Source organism: Thermogemmatispora sp., assembly GCF_042408735.1.
Classification (GTDB): Bacteria; Chloroflexota; Ktedonobacteria; order Ktedonobacterales; family Ktedonobacteraceae; genus Thermogemmatispora.
The window spans coordinates 1-21,707 of the sequence record NZ_JBHOQV010000138.1 but is presented as its reverse complement, the minus strand read 5'-3'; the positions used below and the strand labels follow the sequence as shown (position 1 = coordinate 21,707).

15 protein-coding genes and 1 tRNA gene are annotated in these 21,707 nt (G+C 61.7%); 9 read left to right on the top strand and 7 right to left on the bottom strand.

From position 1 onward, the window contains the following. The first annotated feature begins 709 nt into the window (after positions 1-709). From ACFMO7_RS15435 to ACFMO7_RS15410, 6 genes are all read left to right on the top strand, one after another. Entirely contained in the window at positions 710-1,663 is a 954-nt protein-coding gene (locus ACFMO7_RS15435; protein ID WP_376796384.1) for a biotin--[acetyl-CoA-carboxylase] ligase, read from the top strand. 263 nt (positions 1,664-1,926) lie between these two features. Further along, positions 1,927-2,391: a transcription elongation factor GreA gene (gene greA, locus ACFMO7_RS15430; protein WP_052888503.1), complete on the top strand. Its 465-nt coding sequence runs from the start codon at positions 1,927-1,929 to the stop codon at positions 2,389-2,391. Positions 2,392-2,826: 435 nt separating this feature from the next. Then, on the top strand, positions 2,827-4,305 hold the full coding sequence (gene lysS, locus ACFMO7_RS15425) for a lysine--tRNA ligase (protein WP_376796383.1): 1,479 nt from the start codon (positions 2,827-2,829) through the stop codon (positions 4,303-4,305). Between the two features lie 375 nt (positions 4,306-4,680). Continuing rightward, positions 4,681-4,752, top strand: a tRNA-Val gene (locus ACFMO7_RS15420). A gap of 545 nt (positions 4,753-5,297) precedes the next feature. After that, a complete protein-coding gene (locus ACFMO7_RS15415) occupies positions 5,298-5,942 on the top strand; it encodes a protein-L-isoaspartate(D-aspartate) O-methyltransferase (protein WP_376796382.1) in 645 nt (214 codons plus the stop codon). A gap of 91 nt (positions 5,943-6,033) precedes the next feature. Continuing rightward, complete coding sequence (locus ACFMO7_RS15410) at positions 6,034-6,552, top strand: hypothetical protein (RefSeq protein WP_376796381.1); 519 nt, start codon at positions 6,034-6,036, stop codon at positions 6,550-6,552. 16 nt (positions 6,553-6,568) lie between these two features. On the opposite strand, the gene ACFMO7_RS15405 is transcribed toward ACFMO7_RS15410, so the two are convergent. Both ACFMO7_RS15405 and ACFMO7_RS15400 read right to left on the bottom strand, forming a co-directional pair. Then, the gene (locus tag ACFMO7_RS15405) at positions 6,569-8,248 is read right to left on the bottom strand and encodes an ATP-binding protein (RefSeq protein WP_376796380.1); all 1,680 of its coding nucleotides are present in this window, start codon (positions 8,246-8,248) and stop codon (positions 6,569-6,571) included. A gap of 132 nt (positions 8,249-8,380) precedes the next feature. Beyond that, a complete protein-coding gene (locus ACFMO7_RS15400) occupies positions 8,381-8,770 on the bottom strand; it encodes a hypothetical protein (protein ID WP_376796379.1) in 390 nt (129 codons plus the stop codon). Positions 8,771-8,918: 148 nt separating this feature from the next. Here ACFMO7_RS15400 and ACFMO7_RS15395 point away from each other — a divergent pair, with 148 nt between their 5' ends. Beyond that, positions 8,919-9,119, top strand: a complete 201-nt coding sequence (locus ACFMO7_RS15395; protein WP_376796378.1) for a hypothetical protein — start codon at positions 8,919-8,921, stop codon at positions 9,117-9,119. Between the two features lie 83 nt (positions 9,120-9,202). On the opposite strand, the gene ACFMO7_RS15390 is transcribed toward ACFMO7_RS15395, so the two are convergent. From ACFMO7_RS15390 to ACFMO7_RS15375, 4 genes are all read right to left on the bottom strand, one after another. After that, entirely contained in the window at positions 9,203-11,881 is a 2,679-nt protein-coding gene (locus ACFMO7_RS15390; RefSeq protein WP_376796377.1) for a CDC48 family AAA ATPase, read from the bottom strand. Between the two features lie 256 nt (positions 11,882-12,137). Next, a complete protein-coding gene (gene nrfD / locus ACFMO7_RS15385; protein WP_376796376.1) occupies positions 12,138-13,292 on the bottom strand; it encodes an NrfD/PsrC family molybdoenzyme membrane anchor subunit in 1,155 nt (384 codons plus the stop codon). Positions 13,293-13,298: 6 nt separating this feature from the next. After that, positions 13,299-14,216, bottom strand: coding sequence for a 4Fe-4S dicluster domain-containing protein (locus ACFMO7_RS15380; protein ID WP_376796375.1), 918 nt, complete (start codon positions 14,214-14,216; stop codon positions 13,299-13,301). 142 nt (positions 14,217-14,358) lie between these two features. After that, positions 14,359-17,490 (bottom strand): molybdopterin-dependent oxidoreductase, encoded by a 3,132-nt coding sequence (locus tag ACFMO7_RS15375; RefSeq protein WP_376796385.1) that lies wholly within the window; start codon positions 17,488-17,490, stop codon positions 14,359-14,361. Positions 17,491-17,988: 498 nt separating this feature from the next. Here ACFMO7_RS15375 and ftsH point away from each other — a divergent pair, with 498 nt between their 5' ends. Beyond that, a complete protein-coding gene (gene ftsH, locus ACFMO7_RS15370) occupies positions 17,989-19,830 on the top strand; it encodes an ATP-dependent zinc metalloprotease FtsH (RefSeq protein WP_376796374.1) in 1,842 nt (613 codons plus the stop codon). A 17-nt stretch (positions 19,831-19,847) separates the two neighbouring features. Further along, on the top strand, positions 19,848-20,435 hold the full coding sequence (gene thpR / locus ACFMO7_RS15365; protein ID WP_376796373.1) for an RNA 2',3'-cyclic phosphodiesterase: 588 nt from the start codon (positions 19,848-19,850) through the stop codon (positions 20,433-20,435). A 1,020-nt stretch (positions 20,436-21,455) separates the two neighbouring features. On the opposite strand, the gene ACFMO7_RS15360 is transcribed toward thpR, so the two are convergent. Continuing rightward, positions 21,456-21,707: hypothetical protein (locus ACFMO7_RS15360; protein ID WP_376796372.1), on the bottom strand; the 252-nt coding region annotated here is incomplete at its 5' end.

Sequence of the window (21,707 nt, the reverse complement as noted above, 5' to 3'; positions counted from 1 at the left end):
AGAACCTGCGCATGGGCATGAAAGAACCCTTAAAATCCGCACGGTTGATCGTTCCTGTTGACGTTGGCGTTCTGGTCGAAAAGCTCAAGGAAAAAGTGTTCAAGTAAATTTCAACGAAAAGCTTGACAGCACCTGAAATGCGATGTTACAATTAGCGCAATGAAAGGAGGTGGTGTGCACATGCCTGAACGAGAATGCCACGCAGGTGGCGAGTTAACCGGCCACACCAATCGGAGAGGGAGGGGTGCCTCCTGAGTGTGGCGCCAGCCGGAAGGTGGGAAACGGCCTTACCCGCTTGGGAAGTCGGTTAACTCCCGCCTGTATGGTTTGCCGCGGGACCTGTGCCGGTCGTTACCGCTCTCACGTTTCTCCTGCTGAGGCATAGCAGCAAGCGGTGCCTTGCGAGAGCGTTTTGTAGTGGTCATGGACCGGCCTGGGTCCGCGGATGTCTTTGGCGAGGCGTCTGAGTTCGTTGGCTCTGGATCGGGGAGGTCGCCCTGGGAGGCTGCCGGGAAAGAAGGGTGAGCTAACAACGGCTCTCCTGGTCTGGAGGCGAGGGTAAGAGGGTAAGAAGAGGGCGAGGCGAGCGGCAGAAAGCGCGCAGGAAGCAAGGAAAGAGAGCAAGCTGCTGAGGCGCCGGTGCTGAGTTCCATTTCCCCGCTGAAGAAGCAGGCAGTGGTAGCAAGACGAGCAGAGGGGCCAGGAGCAGATGGCCAGCAGTGAACGGTTGCAGCTCGATAGATTGCAGCAGATAGTGGGCACTCGCCTGATTGGGAGAGGAGAGGGGCGGCTGCTCTACCTCCCGGTGGTTGGTTCGACGAATACGCTGGCGATGCAGCGGGCCAGCGAGGTTGGTCCGAGCGAGAGTCTGGAGGGCCTGGTGGTGCTCACGGAGAGTCAGACCGCTGGGCGTGGCAGGCAGGGCCGCCGCTGGGTGGACGTGGCCGGGCGCAATGTCCTCCTGTCACTGGTGCTCTATCCACGTTTCCCGCTTCCCCTGGTGACCATGTTCTCCTCTCTGGCCGTGCTGGAAGCCATCGCCGAGACTGCTGGCCTCGTCGCTGGTCTTAAATGGCCCAACGATGTCTTAATTGGCGAACGTAAAGTTGCTGGTATTTTAATTGAGACCGGCACCGATCGTGCAGGTCGTCTGGTGGCCGTACTGGGGATCGGCGTCAATGTGAATGGACGCAGTGAGGATTTAGCGATCGAGCAGAGTGCGGGCGGATCGGTGCAGTCCCGCCCCCAGGCTCCTGCGGCTGCGTCAGCTCCGCTGGTTCAAGCGCCGACGCCGACAACGTTAGAGGCCGAGTGCGGTCGCCCCGTGGGCCGTGAGGTCTTCATTGCGCGTCTTTTGGAGCATATAGAGGATTCGTATCTGGCCCTGCAGGAGGAAGTTGCAACTCTTGCTGAGCGCTTCACGCGCTCGGTCCCAGCTGTCTCGGCGACCCTCCTCTCGCTGCCGGTAGCTCGCCTGACGCGCGAGCGCTGGCGCAGCCGCCTGCAGACGCTGGGACGCACGGTGCGTATTCAGCAGGGTGCCCGTCAGCTTGAAGGCAGGGCGGAGGAGGTTACCGAGAGCGGCGAGCTGCTGCTGCGCTGCCGCTCGGGCGAGCTGGTGACGGTGACCTGGGGAGACGTGGGGCATCTGTCTTCTTGTTGATAGTTGGCTCGCGCTCCCGTACCCGGGCCTGGGTGACAAGGAAGGGCTGAGCCTCTCTTCGCTCCGCCTCCCTCGTCCCAAGCGTTTGCTCGCTCCGACAAAACCGGCCAGAAAGCCAGAGACCTGGACCGGGCTCTCTCTTGAAGAAGCTGCTTACTACCTGTGACGCACCTGTTGCATCCTGGCGCGACAGGGTCGGTAGGCAGGCTGAGACTCTGGTAGTAGATGAGAGATTTCCTGCAGACAATGGAGGGAAACATAGGATGGAGACACAGGGCGTCTATCTGACCGAGGATGGCCGGCAACGTCTTCTCAATCAGCTGGAGTTCTTGCGTACGGTCAAGCGGGCCGAGGTCGCGCGCTACCTGCATGATGCCAAGGAAGGGGGCGATGTCAACGACAATGCCGCCTATGAGGAGGCCAAGACAGAGTACGCCCGTCTCGAAGGGAAGATTTATGAGCTGGAGCAGATGCTGGCCACAGCTCGCACGATTCAGAAGGTCCAGAGCGATGAGGTAACCCTGGGATCGGTGGTGCGTGTGCGCAGCAGCGACGGACGAGAGGCCTGCTATACAATTGTGGGCGCCTATGAGGCCAATCCCAGCGCTGGCCGCATCTCGAACGAGTCTCCGGTTGGGAAAGCCTTGCTTGGCCATAAAGTGGGCGATCTGGTCATGGTTTCTACCCCTGGTGGTGTCAAAGAGTACACCGTCCTCGCCATTGAGTAAGTGAGCTTTTCCCCCTGCGACGAGAGCATTCCTGTTTCTCCTCCCCGAGTGCTTTCGTCTCCTGATCCAGCCAGGATGGAGTATGCCGCTGTGTCTTTCGGGGCCGCCTTCTCTTGTGCGGCCCTCCTCTTTGATTGAGTGAGATCTGACCTTACTGGCCATCCTGGGCGCTGTGGGTGAGTGAGGTGGGGGGGACAGGCCGGCGGGCGGGCGGGAGGGCGGGCAGCAATGCCCTGCGTAGAGGTGCGGCTGCGGCTGCCTCTGCATACTACAGAACAGATAAATAACGCCCAAGTGAGATAGGTGAGCGAGCAGACGAACGACTGAATGGGGGCTGCCGAGAGGCTACCTGCTCTTTCTCTCCCCCTGCTATCCACTGGCCCGGAATTTTGCTAAAATAGCGGCAAACCATTGTGAGGAGTTTTCAAGAGCGTTATGGCTGATGAAAGAAGTGTGCGGCTCCAGCGCCTGCAGGCTTTGCGTGAGCAAGGTATCAATCCCTATCCCAACCATGTTGAGCGCAGCCATACCATTGCCGAGGTGCTGCAGCACTTTGATGAGTGGCTGGGAGAGGAACACTCTTTTTCTCTAGTCGGACGCATCCGCTTGTTGCGCGAGATGGGTAAGGTGGCCTTTGCCCATATCGAGGATGGCACTGGTCGCATTCAGGTCTACTTCCGCATTAACGATCTGGGTGAGGAGACCTATCGCACTGTTCGGCTGCTGGATATCGGTGACTTTATTCAGGCCCGAGGTTTCCTCTTTTACACGCGCACTGGCGAGCGCACGCTGCATGTCCTGCAGTTCGCTCTGATTGCTAAGGGCCTGCGTCCGCTGCCCGAGAAATATCACGGACTGGAGGATATCGAGCTGCGTCAGCGGAAGCGCTACCTGGATCTGCTGGCCAACGGCGATGAGGTGAAGTCGATTTTTGTGACGCGCGGGCGTGTCATTCGGGCCATGCGGCGTTTCCTCGACGAGCGAGGCTTTCTGGAGGTGGAGACACCGATTCTGCAGCCGATCTATGGTGGCGCTACGGCCCGTCCTTTTGTGACCCACCATCATGCCCTGGACCGCGATCTCTACCTGCGCATCGCCGTCGAGCTATATCTGAAACGCCTGCTGGTCGGCGGCTTCGAGCGCGTCTACGAGATTGGGCGCAATTTCCGCAATGAAGGGATCGACCGCACGCACAACCCCGAGTTTACTATGATGGAGTGCTATCAGGCCTACGCCGATTATGAGGATATGATGCGCCTGACGGAGGAGATGATCTATACGATCGCTCTGGAGGCTTGCGGGTCCCCGCGCGTGCGCTATCGGGGTTACGAGGTGGATCTCACGCCGCCCTGGCCGCGCCTGCCGCTGCTGGCGACGATTGAGGAGTTCACGGGCATCGCTGTGGAGCGCTATCCTGATCGCGAGAGCCTGGCCGCGGAGATGCGCGCCCGTGGCTATGAGGTCGATCCGGCTTTGGGCCGAGGTCGCTTGATCGATGAGCTGAAAAGCGCCATGTTTCGCCAAGGCGCTGAGCCGTTGCGCCGAGCCCTCTTCTTGGTCGATTATCCGCTGGATGTCTCGCCCCTGGCAAAGCGCCATCGTTCGCAGCCCAATCTGGTGGAGCGTTTTCAGCCGTTCCTGGGCGGCCTGGAGATCGGCAACGCTTTCACCGAACTCAACGATCCGCTCGATCAGCGTCAACGCTTTGAGGACCAGATGCGCCAGCGCGCTCACGGCGATGTGGAGGCGCAGGTGCTCGATGAGGACTTTCTGGAAGCGCTGGAGGTGGGTATGCCCCCCACGGGCGGGCTGGGCATCGGCGTGGATCGCCTGGTCATGTTCCTGACCGATCAGGAGTCCATTCGCGACGTGATTCTTTTCCCCACGATGCGCAAGGCCCCCAACGAGCTATGATCGTCGGCCTGCCCCAATTCTGCTAGCTCGCTCGTTTCTGCTTTGATGTTCGCTGCCGCTGCCGCCGTTGCGCTGCCAGCGCGCGCACTCCGGGCGGTGCTTCAGGTCGCTCTTCCTGCTCGCCGTGGTCTGCCTGCTCCCTCTCCTCCGTCAACGGATGCCAGGAGAGGTTGCGCCGCTGCTCCGATCCTGCTCGCTTCCTCCGCCAGCACCTTCGGCGGACAGCCCAGACCGCGCGCTGCCAGGCTGTGACCCTTGTGGCCGATTCCCCCGTCACTACTTGACAAGCCCCGCTCGGAGTGCTATAGTAGCTAACTAGAAAGCCGGGTGACCAGAGCAGACGGCGGCTCTGGCGCGGCGGCTGAGTGAGTCAATGGGCGCTTAGCTCAGTGGGAGAGCGCTTCGTTCACACCGAAGAGGTCACTGGTTCGAGCCCAGTAGCGCCCACTTTTTTTATGCCTGTTTGCGACTCGATCCTCTCTGATCGCTCGCCGTCCTTCCACCGCATGCGGCTCCAGGGACTCGCCCGTTGGGCTGTTTCCCTGGTCCCCAGGGGACTGCCTGCTGCTCTCCTTGACGTCTCTTTCGCCAGGCATTAGACTCTAAATGGATACCCTCGCGCGTCACGTCTTGAAGTGTGCAGCTTAGTTCGAAAAGAGGCAGGGGCTTGATGAGCCGGTCGCTGAACATCCTGAGAGAAGGGCCTTTTGCCGACCGCGCTCGCGCTCTGCGTCTCTCCTTCCCTGCCTGGAACCTGAGACTCACTGGCAGGTCTGGCTGGCAGCGGATCTTCTCTTGACCGTAGCCAGGGCGGTTGCTGGCCCGGCATGGCCGGAAAGCGCCCTCGGAAAGCGGAGCAGTCGCGCTGAAGTCAGGAGCTGGGGGATGGAGGCCGCCCTGCCAACAGGCCGATCGCCTCTGTCTTGCCTGCTCTGTCTGCCGGTTGAAATACTGGCTGGTTTTTGTTCCTCCTAACTTCGCCCTGGGATGCCATGACTCGTGATCTTGAGACGCAGCGACGTTATCTGCTCGAGAGCTTGCGTAGCGCAGGTATCCACGATGAGCGTGTGCTGGCAGCGATTGGGGCGACGCCGCGCGAATTGTTCGTTGATCCCCACCATCGTCAGTGGGCCTACGCTGATCAAGCCCTTCCGATCGGCTGCGGGCAGACTATTTCTCAGCCCCTGATTGTGGCGACCATGACCCAGGCTCTGCAGCTGAGCGGTCAGGAGCGCGTCCTGGAAGTGGGCACCGGCTCCGGCTATCAGGCAGCCATTCTGGCCCGTCTGGCGGCCTTCGTCGCGACAGTGGAGCGCCACCAGCAGCTTGCCTGTCAGGCAGCCCGGCGGCTTCTCCAGCTTGGCCTCAGCAACGTGGCGGTCTTTGTAGGGGATGGCTCGCTGGGCTGGCCGGAGGCCGCCCCCTATGACCGCATTGTGGTGACGGCTGCCGCCCCGCAGATTCCCCAGCAGCTAGTCGGCCAGTTGGTCGAGGGCGGAATCCTGGTCATTCCTGTCGGCAGCCACGACCATCAGGAGCTACTAGTCGTCCGGCGCACCCCTCGCGGACAGGAAGTCCGTTCGCTCGGTGGCTGTGTCTTTGTGCCGCTGGTCGGCAAAGGCGGATGGGAAGAATAGCGAGGTCCCGTTGTCGGTAAACCCCCAGTGGGCGTACAATACAAACAGAGGTTTCTGGTGTCGCTGTTTACGATGTTCGAGGAGGATGAGCATGCCGGGGATACTGGCCAGTATCCAGCTTCGTTCTGTACCGGGCTTGATCGCCTTCCTGTTGCTCTGGCTGCTGCTGTTTGAGGGAACCCACCTGCTGCTGGCGCTCTTGCGGCGCGATCAGCTGATCGGCTGGGCCGTCGGTCCCCTGGGGATCACCACCCTCTTTGTGCGCGAGCCGTCGCGCCTCTATATTGTGCTGGAGGCTCTCTTGCCGGCGCTGGTCTCGGGCAGCATGGTCTATATCGGCTTCTTCACAGCTCTCGGCCCGGTCTCGCTCCCCCACCATCTCTTGCTGATGGTTGGGGTCACGCTGGTCGGTGTCCTCATCACCAGCACCGGCGATATCGTTAACGCCCTCTGCGATTTGCTCTACCCCCTCTGGGGGGAAGCCCGCGTTTTGCGCCACATCCAGATTCTGCGGGCAAGCTGGGCTACAATCCATTTTACACCATTTGGGCGCTCCTACCTGTTGGATCGCTTCCAGGCGACGCCGACTGAGCTGTTGAAGGCCTTTTAGTGGTGGCGGGGCTGGCTCACCGAGCGCCGCCCGTCGCGGATGGGTTGGGGATACGCGGCAGGCTGAAGTAGAAGGTGCTGCCCATTCCGCGCTGATTGCTGGCGTAGCCGATACGTCCTCCGTGGGCTTCCACGATCGCGCGGGCGACGTAGAGACCCAGGCCAATCCCCGAGTACTGGCGGCTGGCGGCGTTGCGCACGCGATAGAAGCGCTCGAAGATGTGGTCGAGGTATTCGGGGCTGACACCGATACCCTCGTCGCTGATGCTCACCAGAAAGTCGTCGCCCGCGCTCTCTAGCCGCACCGTGACCTGCCCTCCCTGCGGAGAGTACTTGACGGCATTGTCCAGGATGTTGCCCACGACCTGGGCGATGCGCTGGCGGTCGGCCACCACTTTGCTGTCCTGCACCTGCAGATCGAGCTGGATCAGGTGCTGCTCCGTATTGGCCTGGGCCAGGCGGACCTGCTCGGCCAGCAGATCGGCCAGATAGAAGGGGGTATATTGCAGGTCCAGGCGCCCCCACTGGACACGCGAGAGATCTAGCAAATCGCTAACGAGCCGCTCCAGATGCTCGGCCTGACTCTGCACGATATAGAGGCTCCGCAGGTCGTAACTTTCCGGAGGCTCGGCCTGTTCGCTTCCTCCTCGCGGCTGCTGGCGTAGACGGCGTTCCAGGCGCCGAACGAGGTGCTGAGTATAGCCCTTAATGGCGGTGAGAGGGGTCCGCAGCTCGTGGGAGACCACCGAGACGAACTCGTCCTTGAGCTTCTCGATCTGCTTGCGATCGGTGATGTCGTTGAGCACGACCACGGCGCCGCCGGGCAGGGGGTGACGGCTATCCTGGCTGAGGGGGGCAGCGCTGATGCTCAGGGTTAGGGGGACGGTCTCGCCGTTTTCGCCAATGATTAGCTCCTGGTTTTTAATCGTCTGGCCGGTCAGGGCCTGGTCGACTACCTGAGCCAGCTCGCGCAGCCAGGGCACGTTGCTGTGAGCTGCTAGCTGGCGCAGGGGAATGCCAGGCTCGAGGCGGGCGTCGATCTGGGCCTGTTGGAAGAGCTGCTCGGCAAAGCGGTTCAGGGAGACAATGGCCCCTTGGGCATTGGTGATCAGCAGGGCCTCGGCCATGCTGCTGATGATCAGCTCCAGCCGCCGCCGCTCAAACTCGGCCTCGCGCCAGAGGGCCTGCTCCCGCTCGCGCAGGCGCATATTCTCCAGAGCGATGGCGGCGTAGTCGGCGATGATGCGCGTCAGCTGCAGGAGCTGGGTGTCAAAGACCCCCTCGCGCTCGTGAAAGAGGCTGAGGAGGCCGATGATGCGGTCCTCCACGGCCAGCGGCAGATGAAGAAAGTCACCGATCTCGCTGCTGCCGATCGAGGGCTGTGGCTCCATCAGGGCCAGGTCGTCGGGGGCATCGAGGTAGGCGGCTACGGCCAGCTCCTCGGGGGTCACGTTGGGAAAATCGATGATGTTGGCGGCGCGGGCGATACGCTGGATCATCTCTTGGAGGAAGGAGGCACTGAGAGGGTAGCGGGGAATAATCGAGAGTTCGAAGGGATCGCCATGCTGGCCTTTGAGAAGAATGGCACAGGCGGAGAAACTGTAAAGCTCCTGTAACGTAGCCAGCAGGGCGCGATGGACCTGGAAGCGATCGTTGGCGGCCACGAAACGCTTCCCGATGGTATTGAGATATTCCATCTCATGGCGAAGAACCGCCAGCCGATCTTCCCCTGATCCTCTGGAAGAGCGGTACGCGCCATCTGGGAGCGTTGGCTGAGACTGCACGCTGCTCTTCTCCATTGCTCATTGCTACGCTAGATGGTCTGCTGTCTACTGCGTGATCGATATGTGCTGGAGCTGGCGGGTCACCTCATCGTGAAGCGGAGTGACGATCAGGTCGCCGGTGAGTTCCTTCAAGCCCGCAAAGCATTCCTCCAGAAGAGCGCTCAAGCCCGCCGTCAGCTCCTGCGGCGACTGGCCGCTAAGCTGCTCCTGGGCTATGGTCGGAGTAACTTCAGTATAGGGAATGCGCTCAAGAAAGTGAAGAAATGGGTACTTCTCCGCTACTCGCCGGGCTGCGCCCTGAACGAGAACGCGCGTGGTTACTTTCCCCAGGAGAGGTGCGACGCGGTCGTCAAGCAGGCGGATGACCTCCAGATAGGCCGCGACGACAGGCTTCCGGGAGTCTGCAGAGCTGGTATCAGATGAGTACAGCGACAATGTTGTCTCCCTTCGCTATGCTCACACTCTCCTTTATATTATATCACACGCTAACTATCCCGGTCAGCTAACTTTGATTGGAGTCGAAGTAGTTGTATTGACATGTCTTTGCCTTTGATCCAAGAGAGAAGCAGCCCAGCTTTATCAAGTGTTAATGCGCATGGCTATTCAATGTATTGAGCAATCGCTGCTCAAAAGAGGCGGCTGTACCGCCAGGGGACGTCTCTCCGGCGGCCTGTGCACGTCCAGGCCAGACCTGCTCTTAGAGGCTGGGCCGGACGTGGCCGGTGAGGGCCTGGCCCGCGCGCTTCGGGTCACTGGGGAGAAGTCCTTGCTGGTGGAGTGGTAGAAGAAGAGGAGAGAAGGAGAGAGCAAGAGGAGGGCCTACAGGCTCTCTTTAGGCCCTCTCTCCCCCTTCCTGCTGCGGCTCTTTCAGGAGGAAGATGCTGATGAGGATGACGGTGGACTCGCCTGGGATTGGCGCGGCAGCAGACCGAGAAGGCGCGCCAGCCAGAGGCGCCAGCCGCGCAGGGCTGGTGGCTGCAGGGCCGGCTGAGGGGGAAGGTTCCCCAGGCCGCTGTAGCTGCTGGCCAGATCGAGCAGGCGTTGTCGCGCCTCCTCGCGGCGAGCGCGTTCGGCCTCCAGCCTGGCCTGAGTCTGGTAACGCTCTTCTTGTTCGGCGATCGCGCGTAGAAAGTGCTCACGACGGATAGAGAAGTGGCTCTCCTCTCCATCTCGACCGGGCTGAGCGGTCTGTGAAGCGGTGCCGATTGCATCAGCAGCCTTTGGCTCCTGGCTCTCCTCGCTGATCTGTACCCGCCCTACCTGCTGAAGGCGCGGCTCGATCCAATCGTGGAGGGCCAGCATCGAGGCCCGGCGACAGATGGCCTCGATATCGGCGCCGCTGCGCTGCGGGGTGAGTTGAGCCAGCTCGGCCAGACTGACATCGGCTGCCAGCGGCTTGCCGCGCGTATGCACGGCGAAGATCGCTTGCCGATCCTTCTCATCGGGATAGGTTAGCTCAACGATCAGATCGAAGCGACCAGGACGCAGGAGGGCTGGATCAATCAATTCTGGTCGGTTGGTGGCTGCCAGCACGATCACTCCCGTACGTCCCTCGATCCCATCCAGTTCTGTCAATAGCTGGGCGATCACGCGGTCTCCTACATGGTTGTCCAGCTCGGCGCCGCGCCGTGGAGCCAGGGCGTCGATCTCGTCAAAGAAGATGATACAGGGGGCTGCCTGTTTAGCGCGCTTGAAGATCTCGCGCACTCCTTTTTCGGATTCGCCGACCCACTTTGAGAGCAGCTCAGGACCTTTGATGGAGATGAAGCTGGCGTTGCACTGGTTGGCCAGGGCGCGCGCCAGCAGGGTTTTACCAGAACCTGGCGGGCCAGCCAGCAGCACGCCACGGGGCGGCTCAACTTTGGCCTTGCTGTAGATCTCGGGGTAGCGCAGCGGCCATTCGACGCCTTCGGTCAGCAGCTGCTTGGCCTGGGTTTGCCCTCCGATGTCGTCCCAGGTCGTTTCACTGACCTCGACGTAGACCTCGCGTGTGGTTGATGGCTCGATCTCGCGCAGTGCGGCCTGAAAGTCGGCCATAGTAATATTGAGATTCACCAGGGTTTCGAAGGGAATATAGCCACTCTGGTAGTCGATGTAGGGAAGGACACGACGGAGGGCAATCATGGCCGCTTCGCGACAGAGGGCTTCCAGGTCTGCCCCGACGAAGCCTGGGGTCAGCTGGGCCAGACGGGCGAAATCAACGTCATTGGCCAGGGCCGCATCGCGGGTGTGGATGCGCAGGATCTCCATGCGTCCGTAAAGGTCGGGGACGCGCAGGGCGATCTCGCGGTCAAAGCGGCCTGGACGGCGCAGGGCTGGGTCGAGGGCGTTGGGCTGATTGGTTGCGCCGATGACAACGACCTGACCGCGGGAGGCCATGCCGTCCATCAGAGCCAGCAGTTGGCCGACGATGCGGCGCTCAACCTCGCCTCCCATCTCAGCACGGCGCGGCGCCAGGGCATCTAGCTCATCGATAAAGATGATGCTGGGAGCGCGCCGCTGGGCCTCCTGAAAGACCTCGCGCAGCCGTGACTCGCTCTCGCCGTAGAACTTGTTGATGACCTCAGGCCCGTTGATCACGAAGAAGGCTGCATTCGTCTCTGAGGCCACGGCGCGGGCGATCAGGGTCTTACCGGTGCCTGGTGGACCGTAAAGCAGAACTCCCTTGGGCGGTTCAACGCCCAGGCGATCAAAAACTGCCGGATACTTGAGCGGCAGCTCAATCATTTCGCGAATACGCTGTAGCTCCTTGCCCAGGCCGCCGATATCTTCGTAGCTGACGCGCCCGAGGCCGCCAGAGCGCCCGGCACCACGGGCCTGGGCGCGGACGATGGTCCCGGGCTGCACGATGACCGCTTCGACCTCTGCCCGCTCGCTCTGCTCAGTCAGGGGGGGCATAGGGGTGCCTTCGAGCTGCGAGCGGCGCGAAGGATAGCTGGGCGTAGCGGGCACCGTGCTAATAATGAGGAATTCGCGGCTGGCCGTGCCTGGCAGGTTCAGGCGCAGCAGGTCGCCGGTGACCACCGGCAGGCCCACCAGGTAGCGCGCGATGTATTGCAGATCGCTCTCCTGAATGGGAGCCCCGCGAGTGAGGGGCAGCAGCGTGATCTTCTCTGCTCGCTGCACCCGTGCCTTGCGGACGCTGACGCGCTCGCCGAGGCCAGCATCGCTATTCTGGCGTACCTGGCTATCCATCTGGATGATGTGCTGGTCTCGCTGCTGGGGCACGCCGGGCAGCAGCCTGGCGGCAGTAGTGCGTGCGCCGGTGATCATGACAATGTCGCCGGGCTGGCAGCCCAGGGCCTCGATATCGCGTGGGTCGATGCGCGCCACGCCGCGCCCAACCTGCAAGCCCTCGACGACAATGAACTGCATGCCCTCATTCTCGCTGGTTGTGGCCTTTGCTTCCTCGTGAGCGCCTGCTGTCTTTGGTGCGGCGCTGCTGCTCGTTCCTGTGACCTCTGCCTCTGGGCCTAAGCGGCTGGTAATGCGTCCGCTTCCTGCGGTGCCAGATCCGTTGCCGCTGTGATGCTGAGGCTCCTCCATTGTTCGGTTCCTACTCTTTCGCTGAAAGATTGCGCGTGTGCTTGCCTCTAGGGAAGGGCTGACTTACTTTTCTCCGTTACTACATGTACGCTGCGGCTTGGGCCAAGGTTGAAGATGGCTGGAGGGCTGGCCCGTCAGGCACGGGAGCCAGCTAGCCACCAGCCCCGGCCAGGTCGCCCCGACCCCGCCAGAGCGGGTCGCCCAGGGCTGGGGCAACCTGGCGGAAGGGCAAGACCTGGCCTGGTCGAGTTGAGATTCAGCGAGGAGATCGGGCGTGCCAGAGCGTGGTGCGCGCGTCGCGGCTGGAGCTATGGCCGGCCTCAACGATGGTGCGGCGTAGAAAATAGCCACCGAGAAGGACGAGCAGCGAGAGCAGCAGGCCACTGAGGCTCAAGCGATTCCGCTCGGCAGATCCGGCTGCCGGCCTGATGCTGGCCTGCTCCCTTTGGAGAGGTCGACGCATCACCAGGACACCTGTCTGAAGCAGCCAGGGCAGCAAGAGGCCGCCGACGAAGACGAAGCGCCAGAAGCGCGGGCCATGCTCATCTGGTCCGCTTCCCACCAGGGCGCGAGCGGCCCGCCCAGAGCCGCGCAGGAAAGCGAGCAGGCCGACCATCTCGCTCAAGAGCGCGCCCCATTCTAGACGCTCCAGTTTGTGGAGAGCGGCAGCAGGTGCGGCTCCGAGGCGTAGCAGAAGGGAAATCAGGGCCGAGCTGGTAGAGATGGCCGACGAGATGAAAACTGCCCCCAACATCTTGCTGCGCGACCACAGCGGGATGCTCGTGGCGGCTAGCAGGACGCCTGTGTAGCCTCCCAGAAAGAGCGAGAGGGCCATTCCTGGCAGCGCCAGCAGGCGCTGAGGTAGGCGCGCCAGCCAGCGCGCTCCCCACCAGCGTCCCAGCCACTGGTCGCGTGCTGCCTGGATCAGGGCGCTCAGGCCACTGAAGAAAGAGAAGCTTACCAGGCACCAGACACCCATCGACATAGGTGAGCGCAGCTTGAACATGCGAAGCATGTTGAGGAAGCGCTCGGGGCGTCCCAGATCCTTGATCAGCAGCAACGGACAGGGGAGCAGGGCCAGCAAGGAAAGGTAATAGCCGATCCGCCGCGTCGCGCGATCCTCTGGTCCTCCGAAGAGCGCTGCCAGGCTAGCGATGAAATAACAGCCAGCCGCCAGGCCGCCCAGGAAAAAGTACCAGACGATTTCCCACCGCCAGACAGGCTCTTTAAGAGCCGGATAGTCATAATATGTTGGCTCTTGCTGCTCGCGCTCGGGGTCGGGACGGTAGCCGGTGCTGAGGGCGGCCAGGTGCTCCATCCAGTCTGCCCCCCTGGAGACCGGTCCAAGTCGCTGAGCCAGGGCTTGACCCCGTGCGAGCCAGGTAGAAATCTTCTGCCTCTCTAGCTGCATCACTCCTCACCGCCTTCTAAAAGAGAAGATGCCCAACAGGCCCAGGATCAGCGCCGCCAGGACCGTCCAGAGAGAGGCCGGCAGGACATGCTTACTGGGACGAGAGGGGTGTTCGGGCAGATTGTAAACGGCAGGCTCATCCAGCAGCAAGAAAAAGGCATGGAGGCCGCCCTCCAGGATAGTCTGATCGGCTCCGTACAGGCGCGCCTCGCGCAGGCCGCGCTCGTGCAGCTGAGCTAGACGGGCCTGAGCCTGTTGGCGCAGTTGATCGACAGGGCCAAAGACAATCGAATCGGTGGGACAGACCTTAGCACAGGCTGGCTCAAGACCGTCCTTCAGGCGATCGTAGCACAGGGTACACTTGCGCGCCGTCCCTCCCAGCGCGTCGCGGGCGATGACGCCGAAAGGACAGGCAACGACGCAGTAACCACAGCCGTTGCAGATATCCTGTTGCACATAGACCGTATCGAATTCGGTGCGAACGATGGCCCCGGTCGGGCAGGCTTCAAGGCAGGGAGCGTTGGCGCAATGCTTGCATACATCGCTCAGCATCAGCCAACGATCGGGGTTGAAGAAGGGAAGCTCTGTAGGGGCCAGGCCCGTTCCTCCGGTTGGACCACCGTCAGAGCTGCTCTCTTCGTGGCGCTCGAGGCGCTCGATAAAGAGTACGTGACGCCAGTTGATAGCATTCAACTCGCGCGTATTATCGTAGCTGGTACCCGCCCAGGCCGGTTCACGGGCCGGAAGCTGGTTCCACTGCTTGCAGGCGATCTCGCAAGCCTTACAACCGATGCACAGGCTGGTGTCGGTAAAAAAGCCCACCGCTGCCCGTGGGGGCGGTGGCTCCTCCTTGCGCAGCGGCTCCAGCAGGGCGCGCAGCTGCTTGAGCATCCCAGGCAGCGGTCTTGCTGCTTCAACCGCCATAGTCTTCTCTCCTTTGCTACCAACATGCTGAGGCAGCGGCCCCTGACTCCAGCAGCCAGCCTCCCAGCCAACAGGAACCTCGCGCCTGCCAGCGAGAGCAGAGCAGAACTGGAGCCAGGCGGCCCAGGCCCCCAGCGAGGGCTTAGCGTCTTCCGCGGGCTGGGCGAACATCGCACAGGAAGGCTTTTGCCTCCTCGATGCTCACGTTTGGCTCCAGCACCATGTGCGTCAGATCGTTGGTAATGCTCCCCGTAGCCTTACCCTGGAAGCCCCAGTGGAATGGAAGCCCGATCTGATGAACGATGCGACCGTTAAGCCGCAGCGGACGCAGGCGCCGTGTCACCAGCGCGCGGGCCTCGATCTCACCGCGGGGAGTGCTGATAATCACCTGATCACCGTGGCGGATCTGCCGCTCCGCAGCCAGCTCGGGACTCATCTCCACGAAGAGGGCCGGCTGGAGGGCATTAAGCCAAGGCAGCCAGCGCGTCATCGGCCCGCTCAGATGGTGCTCCGTCAGACGGTAGGTGGTGGCGACGATCGGATAGCGCTCGTCGCCAATCGCCGCCAGTCGGTTATCGGGGCGATCGCGATAGTAGCGAGCCGCAGGGTTGCTCTGGCGATGGTAGAGCGGGTTGGCGATGGGCGCCTCTGCGGCCTCATAGTGCGTCGGGAGCGGACCATCCTTGAGACCGCTTGGTGCGAAGAGCCAGCCCTTGCCGTCGGGCTTCATGATGAAAGGATCGCTGCCGGAATGGGCGTCGATCCCCGTGGCACCCGGCGGCGGCGTATAATCTGGCGGCTTGCGCAGCGGAAAATCGGGGACATCGTAGCCTGTCCACTGCCCGCGCTCCTCGTCCCACCAGACATACTTTTTGCGCTCCGACCAGGGACGTCCCTGGGGGTCAGCCGAGGCACGGTTGTAGAGAATACGGCGGTTGGCCGGCCAGGCAAAGCCCCAGTTGAGGAAGGTATAGCCGGAAGGATCACGCGAGGCCGCGCGGTTCCTCCCCGGCTCCGGATAGACCCCGCTATAGATCCAGGAGCCACAGGCCGTGCTACCATCGGCCTTCAGGGCCGTGAAATCTGGCACATGGGGCGCCTCACGCAGACTGTGTTCCTTCCCATCGGCGGTGCGCGCATAAAAGCCGTTGATCTCTTTGAGAACCAGCAGCACATCTGGCTCGTCGGGAATACGCGAACCAGATTCAGGCATCTCGCGCTCGTAGTCCCAGGTCAACGCTTTAATCGGCAGATCGCGCTCGTAGGGACTATCGGCGTAAAGCGTCTTCAAGCGCTTACCGAGGTGGTAGACGAACCACAGGTCGGAGCGGGCGTCCCCAGGAGGATCGACGGCCTTGTCGCGCCACTGCAGCAGGCGCTGGGTATTAGTAAAGCTGCCCTCTTTCTCTGTAGAGGCAGCGGCTGGCAAGAGAAAGACCTCGGTCTTGATCTGCTTCGGATCGACTGCCTCGCCTTCTGGCCCGCGATACCAGAAAGCTGCCGACTCAACCTCGTAGAGATCGCGCACCACCAGCCAGTCGAGCTGTGCCAGGGCCTTGCGCTGCATGCGAGCGTTCGTACTGCCCGCAGCGGGATTCTGGCCAAAGAGGAAGTAGCCGCGCACCTTGCCATCGAGCATCTCGTAGCTCGTGGCCAGGTGGGAATGGTCGCCGATAATCTTGGGCAGGAAACGATAGCTGCGCTCCCCATTCTCTTCATCGGCGTAGCTGCCGTACCAGGCTTTCAGCAGGCTGCGAATGTAGGCTGGCAGATTGGCCCACCAGCCTGTTTTCTGCCCGACCGCGGCGATATATTCGGCCAGAGTCTGCTGCGAAGGCCCGACCGGCCTCATCTCCTCGCCGGCGACCGGTGCCTGCACCTCCTCGGCTCGCGGGCGCCTGGTTCCGGACCCAGGAGCGAGCAGAGCGGCAGGCTGCGGCATATAACCCGAGAGCAGATCGTAAAGCGTTGGCACATCGGTCGATCCCTGGATCGAGGCATGGCCGCGCAAGGCCATAATCCCGCCGCCTGGGCGCCCAATGTTGCCCAGGAGCAGCTGCAGGATAGCCGCCGTACGGATAATCTGTACGCCCTTCGATTGCTGTGTCCAGCCCACGGCGTAGCAGATAGCGCTCGTGCGCTCGCGGCCCGAATTGGCGATCAAGGTATCGACCACCTGCTGCCAGAGGGCGCGCGGCACCCCACAGACCTGCTCGACCAGCTCGGGGGTATAGCGCGCGTAGTGGCGGCGCATGATCTGATAGACGCAGCGCGGATGCTCCAGCGTCGGATCGCTCAGTGGGCGACCATCAGCATCGCGCTCGTAATCCCAGCTTGTCGGGTCATAGGTACCGGTCTCCGGATCGTAGCCCGAGAAGACCCCATCGAGATCCTCGGTATCGCGGAAATCCTCGCGAATCAGGGTCGCGATATTAGTGTAGTGCAGGACGTACTCCCGGAAGAAGGCCTTGTTGTCGAGCAGATAGCGAATAATGGCCCCCAGAAAGACAATATCGCTGCCTGCTCGGATGGGCACATAAAGGTTAGCGAGCGCGGATGTGCGCGAGAAGTGGGGGTCGATATGGATGACCTTTGCGCCGCGCTCTTTCGCTTTGACAACATTAGCGAAGGCCACCGGATGGGCTTCCGCCATGTTGCTGCCCATGATCAGAATGCAGTCGCTATTGACCAGATCCTGTGGAAAGGTCGTGGCTCCGCCACGCCCGAGTGTCGTGCCCAGACCGGGCACAGTGGAGCTGTGTCATATACGAGCCTGGTTTTCGATGGAGACGATACCTAAGGCGCCCGTGAAGAGCTTCTTCATCAAGTAGTTCTCTTCCACATCGAGCGTGGCACCGCCCAGCGAGGCGATCGCCAGGGTATGGTTGACCTCTCGCCCATCGGGGAGCCGCTCAACAAAGGTAGCGTCGCGCGTCTGCTTGACGCGCTGGGCGATCTGCTCCATCGCCCAATCAAGCGACTTCTCTTCCCAGTGATCGCTGTAGGGGGCGCGATAGAGCACGCGTGTCAGACGGCTGGGATTCACCGTATACTGGAAGGTTGCCGCACCCTTGGGACAGAGCGTCCCGTGGTTGATGGGACTGTCTGGGTTCCCCTCGATATCGATCACCTGACCGTCTTTGACATAGACATTGAGGCCGCACCCCACCGCGCAGTAAGGGCAGACGCTATGAACCACCCGTGCATCACGGATACGCGGAGCCTTCTGCCGACTCTCCGCGCTAAATGGCTGGCGCCTGGAACCAATCTCCAGAACATCATCGGCGACCTCTTCGAGCGTCTTCACCAGCAGTGGCAAGCGAGCTGTTGCTTCTCCTCTTCCTTCGAGCTTCCTGGCTGACATAGGCTCTTTCCTTTCCGTTCCGTTCCATCTGCTCGGCTGACCCGAGCAGCGATCCGGCCCGCCGCTCGCGTCGACCGCTTCAGGGTCATCGGGGTCTGCGAGTGAGGAACAGAATCATTATGGCACGGGCCGGGAGCGATTTCCAGCCCTGTAGACGGTCCCCTTGCTTTCACTCTCAAAGTGGGAGGCGAGGGTTCAGAGGCAAAAGACCTGACCCGATCGGGCTACTGGCTTGGCCCGCGCCCGCTTCCTGGTACAATCAGCTACAGGCTTGCGAAACTGGGCCGTAGCAAGCTATAGTAATCACATATTTGAACCGATCTAAGATACAGAGAACCACTTTGATACACTCTGGGAGCGCATAGCCTGCCCTGGAAGTAGATGCTGTAAAAAGGGTTGAAAGGATGCATGGATAGGTCTCCTGAGCACAAGAACGAGTCATCCACACGGAACAAGCGACACTTCTCTTTGAGAGCGCTCTGGAAGCAGAATCCCTGGTTGCGCCTGGCTCTCCCACTAGTTCTAGTGAGCGTTGCCCTATTGGCCCTGCTAACCATGCGCATCGTACGCAGTCCCTTTGGGGCCACGGCGACGCATGAAGTACCGATCAGTGCTTTGCTCACGATGGCCGATCAGCACCTGCTCAAGAGTGCTCTGATCAGTGGTGACGACGTCTATGCCCGTGATAGAAGCGGTCAGCAATACCATGCCGTCAAAGAAAGCGGGCAGGCCCTGACCGATCTTCTGCGGCGAGATGGCGTCACGGTGAGCGTTGATGATGGTCAACACACTAGCTGGGGGCAGGGGCTGGCCTATCTCTTCTTTGTGGCCCTGGTTGTCGGGGGAGCATTTTTCCTGCTGCGGCGAGCTGGTCCTGGTGCCTCCGCCCTGCCGTTCGCCCGCTCGCGAGCGCGGCGCTTTCACGAGAGCCGTCCAGCGATCCTCTTCAGGGATGTAGCCGGGGTTGAAGAGGCAAAAGTCGAGCTAGAAGAGATCGTTGAATTTCTCAAGCAGCCCGAGCACTTCCGAATCATGGGGGCGCGCGCGCCGCGAGGGGTCTTGCTGGTCGGAGCTCCCGGGACCGGCAAGACGCTGCTGGCGCGCGCTGTGGCTGGCGAGGCGGGTGTTCCCTTCTATAGTGTCAGCGGCTCCGAGTTCGTCGAGATGTTTGTCGGCGTTGGCGCGGCGCGCGTGCGCGATCTCTTCCGTGAAGCGCGTGCTCACGCTCCCTGCATCGTCTTCATTGATGAGATCGACGCTGTTGGTCGTCAGCGCCATGCCTCGGCGGCCAGCGGCAACGACGAGCGAGAGCAGACCCTCAACCAGCTACTCGTTGAAATGGACGGGTTTGAGAAGGATAGCAGCGTCGTAGTCATTGCCGCCACCAACCGACCTGACGTCCTCGATCCCGCCCTCTTGCGTCCGGGCCGCTTTGACCGGCAGATTGTCCTTGACAAGCCGGATATTCGTGGGCGTCTGGCCATCCTGAAGGTGCATGCGCGAGGCAAGCCCTTGGCAGAAGACGTTGACCTGCAGCGCGTTGCCCGCCAGACGGCAGGTTTCTCTGGCGCCGACCTGGCCAACCTCCTCAATGAGGCGGCCCTGCTGGCGGCTCGGCGGCGGCGCGAGACGATTGGCAATGCCGAGCTGGATGAGGCCATTCTGCGTGTGATGGCCGGACCGGAGCGCAAGAGCCGGGTGATTACTGAGGCCGAGAAGGCTATCATTGCCTATCACGAGGTAGGCCATGCTATTGTGATGCGTTCCTTGCCCGGCGCCGACCCGGTGCGCAAGGTGACGGCCATCGCCCGCGGCATGGCCCTGGGCATTACCCTTCAGGCTCCACTGGAGGACCGCTATCTCTTGCGCCGCTCGGAGCTGCTGGCCAAAATGGCTGGCGCTATGGGTGGCCGCGCGGCGGAGGAACTGATCTTCGGCGATATCACCACTGGAGCCAGCCAGGATATCGAGTATGTGACCGCGCTGGCGCGGCGCATGGTCTGTGAGTTCGGCATGAGCGCTCTGGGGAATGTAGCCCTCAAGGTAAGCGAGGATGGCAGTAGCCTGATTAGCCCCGAGATGGCGGCCCGCATCGATGCCGAGGTGGCGCGCCTGGTCGAAGAGGCTCATCAGACGGCTCTCAACATCCTGCGCCAGAAGCGCGAGAAGCTGGTTGCCATCGCCGAGCGCCTGATCGAAGTTGAGACGATCGATGGCGAAGAGCTGGACAGCCTGCTCTTCGCGGCTTGAGGGAGCCGTTGCCTGTCATGACGCGCACCTTTCTTGCTCTCGATCTGAGTCCAGAGCTGCGGACCTTCCTGGGGCGAGCCATCACGCGCGGCGCCTATCTTCTGCCGGCGGCGCGCTGGGTTGAACCGGCCTCGTTGCATGTGACTCTGGCCTTCTTGGGCGAGCTGAACGCTGAGCAGCTCGCCCAGGCCATCGAGGCCGGCGAGGCCGCGGCGCGCCAGGTCCCCCCATTCAGCTATCGCTTAACCGGACTCGGGACGTTTGGTCCCACTCGCGCTCCACGAGTGATTTGGATGGGCCTTGAGGATGTCTCGGGACACTTGCTGGCTTTGCAACAGGCCCTGATGCGCGAGCTGCAGGCCCGGGGCTTTCTGCCCGAGGAGCGCCCTTTCTCGCCCCATTTGACACTTGCACGCCTCAAGCGCTCCCTCTCGCGTGAGGAACAGCAGGCCCTGCAGCGCCTGCTTTACGAGATTCGCGTGCCGACCTCGCTGCCAGCTCATACCGTCGAAGCTCTCGATGTGATGAAAAGCGAGCTATCGCGAGAAGGGGCGCGCTATAGCTGCCTGCATCGGGCCCCTTTGGCCAGGCAGACAAGTCACTGACCATCCCTGCCTTCAAGCCAGATGAGCGCCCGCCCAAGAGAAGAGACAAAGGGAACTGGTTGGCTGGCTGGTCCCCCTGACTGACGGCTGCCAGCCAACCAGTCAGCCAGCTTGCTTATCTTCGCCGGGACCCGCTTAACACACGAGAGATGGCTCTCCCATCAGCCCGACCGCCGCCCGACCGTCGGCTGATCTGAAGCGCGCACCGTCTGGCCCGGGAAAAGGGAGGCTCGCTCAGTCCCTCTGCCATCAGCCATGAACTCCTCCCCATGAGGAGCAGAAAGCGATTCAGGGGTTGACAAACTCCGACGAGTGGTGTATCCTCTCAGACAGCAGGACCCGCTACAAAGAAGTGGCTCCGGTAGGGTGGTCTGGAGGGAAGGAAAGAAGGGTCGATACGGGGTTCACACGACGACCTGGCAATGACGCCCGCAGTCAGTTACCTCCGAGACGCCGCGCATGCTCTCACGCTCTCTCCTTGCTGGAGGTCGGCGCTGAAGTAAAGTAATGCTAGACGAGACGCCGTCTGGCAGTGGAGAGCAGCAAGCGGAGCAGGATCTGAGGCAGCGATTGGCCTCGAGTCACAAACGTCTCTTGCAAGCAAACGATAATCTCTCTCTGGCTGTTGAGAAGGTTGTTTTGCACACGGGGTAGTTCTTTCCTGCTCTGAGCTGAGCAATTGCGCGGGGCGGAAGGCATTACCTACGGACCGGCGGGCAAAGAAAAGAGAGGAAGTTTCTCTGAGAGAAGGAGCCAGTGAGCATGTCAGCAGCGTGTTGCACCGGCAACCAGCGGGCCGAAGCGATGTCCTGGGCTGAGCAGCCTGCGATGGGCTGTTGCTCTGCCGCTACCGAGGTGGGTAGCGGTATGGGCCGTCCTATGGCCGCCACGGCTACCACCGCTGCTATGGCTGCTGCGACGATGGCTGGCATCCTCCTTCTGAAAATCGGCGTCTTGACGCCGATTTCTTTATTTGTTGCCCCGCTTCAGGATACTGAAAGGCTTCAGGATACTGAAAGACTAGTTATCGCGATTGCGTCCACGCTCCTCCTTGTAGGGCTTGTGCTGCTTATTGGCCTTAGCCTTACCCTTAGCGGGTTGGTAAGCCTTACGGGCCTTAGCCTTAGCCTCGTAACGCTTACCACGGGCCTTACGCCTGGCACGCCGAGAGGAGAGTAGCGGGAGCAACGACGCAACCCGATCCAGCGCAGGTAACCTAACGAGGGCCTCCCGGCAGGGCGGTTCCTCGTTTTTTATTGCTTGCAGGGCGTT